Genomic DNA, 3,842 nt, shown 5'->3' with positions numbered 1-3,842 from the left:
TGAATTGGGAAAAGCAGTCAAATACATGAGTATGTGGTCATAAAAGACAATGTTAAGATTGGAAATAACTGTATAATACATCCTTTTTGTTATATCGGAGAAAATACTCAGATAGGGGACAACTGCATTTTATACCCAAACGTTGTAATTTATAAAGACACAACTATCGGAAACAATGTGATAATTCATGCAAACAGCGTGATTGCCGCAGATGGTTTTGGATACTATCAAGAGGATGGAAAGCATAAAAAGATAAAACATATAGGAAAAGTTATCATTGAAGATGATGTAGAGATTGGAGCAAATACTACAATAGATAGGGCTATGTTGGATGAAACAGTCATAAAGAAAGGCACAAAAATAGACAATCTTGTGATGATAGGTCATAACTGTAAGGTAGGTCAAAACACGATTTTGGTCTCGCAGGTTGGAATTGCCGGAAGTTCCAAGATTGGGAATAATGTAATTCTTGCCGGTCAGGTAGGTGTTGCAGACCATATTACAATTGGAGATAATGTTATAGTGACTGCAAAATCCGGTGTAGGTAGTGATTTACCACCAAACGGCATATACGGAAGTTCTATAAATGCGATAGAGTGGAAAAAATGGAAAAGAGTTATTACAATCCTTCCAAAACTTCCGGAGATTTTGAAAAAACTTGAGAAATAAATGAAATTAGAGCATTACTCGGAAGAAAAGCTAAAAGAAGATATTTTGAGAATTTTAAGTAAACATTTAGATTTAAGTAAGTATAAAGTTTTTTTCTTTGGTTCAAGGGTAAAAGGAAATTCAGATGAAAGGTCGGACATAGATTTAGCAGTAGAAGGACCAAAAATTCCATCTCACGTAAAACTTGAAATTCAAGAAGAGCTTGAAAATCTGCCAACTTTATATAAAATAGATTTCGTCGATTTTAACGAAGTTGATGATGATTTTAAAAAAGAAGCAAAGAAGTTTATAGAGTATTTATACCCATGAAGTTAGAAAAACTTACAAAAGATTTAGAAAAAATTTTATTAAAATTAGAAGAAGTTCTAAGCTTAGAAAAATCAGAAATAAACAGGGACTCGGCAATAAAAAGATTTGAGATAGCTTTTGATATAGCATGGAAGACTTTAAAGACTTATTTAGAAGAAAAATACGGCATTATTTGTAAATCTCCAAAAGGTTGCATAAGAGAAGCATTTACCCAAGGACTGATTGAATACGATGACTATTGGCTAAAAATAGTAGATTTGCGTAATAGTACAGTCCACATATACAGCGAGTATATGGCAGATGAAGTTTATGAAGAGCTTCCAAAAGTATTGGTATACCTAAAAACACTTTATAACAAGATGAGAGAATGAGAGAAAGAGATTTAGAAAGTTTAGAGTATAGAAAGTTTTTGAACCTACTTTCAAGCTATACCCATAACGAGATAACGAAAAATATGATAAACAATCTAAAACCTATTACAAACAGAGAGTTTTTAGAGAGAGAAATAGCAAAAGCATCTGAGTTTGAATCCATCTTTTTAAAAGAAGGATATTTCCCACTTTCAGAATTTCCTGACATTACCCAAGCAATAAACCTTGCAAAGGTTAAAGATAGTATTTTATCTCCTAAGGAGATTTTTGAAATCGGAGAAATTTTACGAGTAGTCAAGAATGTAAAATCTTTTTTATCAAACCATACTCTAAACCATCTTAAAAAGCTGTTTCAAAATCTTACTCCACTTAGAGAGCTTGAAAAGTTTATCACAGACAGCATAGACTCAGACTTTACTGTAAAAGACAGTGCAAGTAAAGATTTAGCAAGGATTAGAAAAGAGATTAAGGAAGTTGAAAAGCTTATAAATAATCAGCTTGAAAAAATCTTGAACAATCCAAACTACCAAGACGCAATTCAAGAAAAGCTTATCACCTTAAGAAGAGATAGATTTGTTATTCCTGTAAAGTATAACTTTTCCTATAGAATAAAGGGCATCATTCAAGACAGGTCTTCTTCAGGAAATACAGTCTATGTAGAACCATTTGAAGTAGTACCGCTGAACAACAAACTAACAGATTTAAAACTCCAAGAAAACTTAGAAATTAGAAAAATACTGAAATTCTTAACAGACATAATTAGAACAAAAATCAGCTTTATTTCAAACTCTTTTGATGCTTTGATTGAGTTTGACATTCTCTACACAAAAGCTAAATTTTCAAAAGCTTTCAGCTGTAGATTTCCACAGATAGGAGAATCATATCAGCTTTACAATGCAAAACATCCTATCTTTTTACTTAAAGAAAAGCCATTTATTCCAATAGACATTTTACTTGACGAAAAGAGAGGATTGGTAATTACAGGACCAAATACAGGCGGAAAGACAGTAGCACTAAAAACAGCAGGACTCTTATCTTTAATTTTTCAATCAGCCATAGCCATACCTGTTGATGAAGGAAGTAAAATTCCAATCTTTAACGGAATATTTATAGACATTGGAGACTATCAAAGTATAGAGGAAAATCTATCTACATACTCAGCACACATTAAAAACATAAAAGAGATGTTAGATTTAGCAGATAAAAACTCTCTTTTACTGTTTGATGAGCTTATACCAGGAACAGACCCAGACTTTGCATCAGCCATTGGTATAGCAATTTTAGACTATGTAAAAGAAAAAAACATAAGAGTAATAGCTACCACACACTTAAAGAAAATAAAAGCTTACGTATTAAACAACGATTACTTTAAGATAGCAGCAGTTGGATTTGACAAAGAAACCTTAACACCAACTTATAAAATTTATTACAATGCAGTAGGCGAAAGCATGGCGTTTTACATAGCCCAAAAGCTAAATTTACAAAAAGAAATCATAGAAAAAGCTAAATCTTTAATATCTAAGGATTTACTAAATTTTGAAGAATTAGCATCTAAATTTTCAGCGTTAATATCAGAATATGAAGAGAAAATTAAAGAGATAAACCAATTAAAACAGCAATTAGAATTAGAAAAAGCAAAATACGAAAACTTAGCAAAACAGCTTGAAAAAGACAAAAAAGAAAAATGGAAAGAAAGTTTAAAAGAAATTCAAGATTTTGTAGAAAAAATAAGACAGGAAGGCTATGAAGTCTTAAAAGAAGTAAAAGAAAGACAAACCGGAGCACCGTTAGAAAAATTTGTCAAAGAAAAGAAAAGCATCAATATAAAAACAGAAGAAGAAACTAAGGCAGAAGAGATTAAAGAAGGTGATGTTGTAAGAATAAAAGGAAAAACTCAGGAAGGAACGGTTATTGCCATCAGAGAAGATAAAGCGAATGTAAACTTCGGCGGGATAAAAATATGGCTACCTTTAAGTCAGCTTGAAAAAAGACCGCCTAAAGAAGAAAAAACAACCTTTAAAATAACCAAGTCAAAAACAGATATAACTCCATCCATCAATCTAATTGGCAAGACAAAAGAAGAGGCTATAAAAGAGTTAGAAAAGTATATCGATAAAGTAATTCTTGAAGGTTATACTACCTTTAAAATAATCCATGGCTATGGAGCAGGCGTTTTAAGAAACGCAGTAAGAGAGTACTTAGACAAACTTCCTTTTAAGCTAAAATACGAAGATGCACCATATCACGAAGGTGGTCTTGGAGTAACAATAGTTAGATTTGAAGAGTAGAGGGATAGGATTTTTTTGATTTATTTTAGATGCTAGTTGAAATAGGGATAGATCTGTATTGATTTTTTATACCGTTTTCTCCAATATTTCCATGAGGTCTTTTATTTTTCTAATTAATAAGTCTAAACTTTTTAGCTATCCTCCGCAGACAATCTCTCTCATGGTTTCGTTTTCTTGAAGTATTTCTAAAGCTACTTCAGCTTTA

General features: G+C 31.7%; 4 protein-coding genes. All 4 read left to right on the top strand.

All coding sequences use genetic code 11. The features are described from left to right. Positions 1-3: 3 nt before the first annotated feature. From lpxD to SULYE_RS06810, 4 genes are read left to right on the top strand one after another with little or no spacing between them, the layout of a single operon-like run. The gene (lpxD, locus tag SULYE_RS06825) at positions 4-669 is read left to right on the top strand and encodes a UDP-3-O-(3-hydroxymyristoyl)glucosamine N-acyltransferase (protein ID WP_156784771.1); all 666 of its coding nucleotides are present in this window, start codon (positions 4-6) and stop codon (positions 667-669) included. Further along, a complete protein-coding gene (locus tag SULYE_RS06820) occupies positions 670-978 on the top strand; it encodes a nucleotidyltransferase domain-containing protein (protein WP_007547863.1) in 309 nt (102 codons plus the stop codon). It abuts the gene before it with no gap. Further along, positions 975-1,349: an HI0074 family nucleotidyltransferase substrate-binding subunit gene (locus SULYE_RS06815; RefSeq protein WP_007547860.1), complete on the top strand. Its 375-nt coding sequence runs from the start codon at positions 975-977 to the stop codon at positions 1,347-1,349. The genes SULYE_RS06820 and SULYE_RS06815 overlap by 4 nt, the downstream gene beginning before the upstream one ends. Beyond that, complete coding sequence (locus SULYE_RS06810) at positions 1,346-3,637, top strand: endonuclease MutS2 (RefSeq protein WP_007547859.1); 2,292 nt, start codon at positions 1,346-1,348, stop codon at positions 3,635-3,637. The genes SULYE_RS06815 and SULYE_RS06810 overlap by 4 nt, the downstream gene beginning before the upstream one ends. The last annotated feature ends 205 nt before the right edge of the window (positions 3,638-3,842 follow it).

Source organism: Sulfurihydrogenibium yellowstonense SS-5 (genome assembly GCF_000173615.1).
In the GTDB taxonomy this organism is placed as follows: domain Bacteria; phylum Aquificota; class Aquificia; order Aquificales; family Hydrogenothermaceae; genus Sulfurihydrogenibium; species Sulfurihydrogenibium yellowstonense.
The sequence above is the reverse complement of the archived record's forward strand: the minus strand, read 5'-3'. Positions and strand labels throughout refer to the sequence as shown.